The organism is Desulfosarcina sp. (genome assembly GCF_041551955.1).
Taxonomy (GTDB): domain Bacteria; phylum Desulfobacterota; class Desulfobacteria; order Desulfobacterales; family Desulfosarcinaceae; genus Desulfosarcina.
Genome location: NZ_JBFELV010000614.1, coordinates 1 through 1923 on the forward strand (window position 1 = coordinate 1; position 1923 = coordinate 1923).

The window sequence follows — 1923 nt, forward strand, 5'->3', positions numbered from 1 at the left end:
ACAGCATTATTTAAAGGATGAAAAAATGAAACGGAAAGGGAGCCGCCTGATGGGCGAGGTCTGCCCTGAATGCAGCCAGACCATCAGTTTCGAAGAGGGTTGTATGACGTGTCACTTCTGCGGGTTCACTAAGTGTGGATAGATACCGTCTATCGTGCTTTAGTTCTGAAAGTCTTTTTTTTGTCAGATAACAAAAGACAAACAGCAAACAAATAACAATAATCAAAAACCAAATGACAAACAAATCACAATAGCCAAATTCAAAATTCCAAACCGATCATATTGAAGAAAGGAAATTCCACGTACCAATTTGAGATTTGGATATTGTAAAATTGGACTTTATTTGTAATTTGGTGCTTCTAATTTGTTATTTCGGTTTTACCGGATGAAGGCTGAAGGTGTTTACTGTTTTTTCTTCACGCTGCCCATCATCCGCCTTTGGGGCATGCGCGTCTCCGGGGTCACCCACAGATAATCGGCCCAGGACAATTCAGCCTCTTCGCCCACCGGCGCCAGGTAGACGGTCTTGAAAGGGGCGTTCGACCGGGCAAAGGCCCGGTCGGGAATGCCGAATTTGCGGATGATGTGCCCGTTTCCCGCCAGCACCACCATCTTTCCCGATCCCAAATGTTCAGCGACCGCCTCGGCCATGGCATCTTCCCAGGTACACTGGGCTTCGTAGAAAAAATCGAACGCCTCCCTGCCGCTGAACGCATGCATATTGAAGATTTCTTCCAGATAGGCCCGGTGGTCGGCATCGGTTGTATCGATGGTGTCCGGCAGATGCATTCGATCCGCCTCAGACAGACTGGCCAGCCCCCCGACCCTTATTCTGGACGGGATGAAAAAAGGCACATTCAAGGCGATGATCCGAAGTCCTTTTTCCTTTGCATATTCAAGGATATCACGGTACAAATCGAAATCGAAGCGCCAGTTGGCATAACAGTGGGTTTTTTCTATAAAATCGGTCTGGTCAAGCTCGCCGGCCGTCCACTTGTCCAGCACCGGCTGGTAGGTGTGGTCGAACATCTCCATGCCGATGGTCAAATGCGGGTTGGTTTGCACAAGCCCTTGGATGACTTCCAACTGAATGGCGTGGTGGTGAGGGTTTGTATGGCTTTCCCCCACATAGACCACCCGGGCATCGGCCAGGTCGGCGATCAGTCGTTCCCGGGACAATACGGACAGCGTGTCCGTCTTCAGGATGGTATGTTCCATCAAGCGGGTCGGATTATCCTTGATGGAGAGTGTCTTCGGCGTCACGGCACACCCACCGAGTCCAAGTATGATCAGCGCAACAACTGTCGATATCAGCTGCCGATGGGACAGCCGTTTTCTCACGTTCGCTTGTTCTCTATTGCACAATGGGCCCATTTGACAGCAAGCTCCGGAGGTAGGCGTGAAAGTGAAATATAAAAGTGAACTGCTTTTCCGCAAGGCCTTTATCCCATGGTACGACAGGGAACCCGCCATGGTGTTGACTTTGGCATTTGCCTTAGCGGTGCTGCTGTTCAGCATCACTGGCATTGCTGCATCCCTGGATACGCCTGGTTACCAGGACTACCTCTGGGTCCCTTGCCTGTTGGCAATCCTTTCACTGGCAATTACCATCTCCATACTCATTCGACTGATCAGAAGAGGCTAACCCGGATCGAGCCCATGGCCTATGGCTGGATGGGCCCTATTTGGCCTTTTCCACGAACGCCTTGAAGCTCATGGTCAGGTAGCTGTCAGAGCCAATATATTTGAGGATTTTCAGCATCTCATCCGCCGCGATATACCCGGGGCGGCTGCCAATCCTGTTCCCGTCTTCCGAAATGAACCACGTGCTGGGAAGCCCCCTGACACTGTACTTGGCGGCAATGTCCTGCTCCCGGTCCGAGTTGACGCTGATCGGTACGAAGTTGCGGTTGACGTAGGCGA

The 1923-nt window shown here is 51.2% G+C and carries 2 protein-coding genes and 1 pseudogene; 1 reads left to right on the forward strand and 2 read right to left on the reverse strand.

Features of this window, described 5'->3' with window-relative positions; genetic code table 11:
- Positions 1 to 402 precede the first annotated feature (402 nt).
- Entirely contained in the window at positions 403 to 1263 is an 861-nt protein-coding gene (locus ABYV26_RS24840; protein ID WP_372684034.1) for a ChaN family lipoprotein, read from the reverse strand.
- A 136-nt stretch (positions 1264 to 1399) separates the two neighbouring features.
- Here ABYV26_RS24840 and ABYV26_RS24845 point away from each other — a divergent pair, with 136 nt between their 5' ends.
- A complete protein-coding gene (locus tag ABYV26_RS24845) occupies positions 1400 to 1645 on the forward strand; it encodes a hypothetical protein (protein ID WP_372684035.1) in 246 nt (81 codons plus the stop codon).
- A 36-nt stretch (positions 1646 to 1681) separates the two neighbouring features.
- Here ABYV26_RS24845 and ABYV26_RS24850 read toward each other — a convergent pair.
- A pseudogene (locus ABYV26_RS24850) lies at positions 1682 to 1923 on the reverse strand (thioredoxin family protein); the annotation flags it as partial.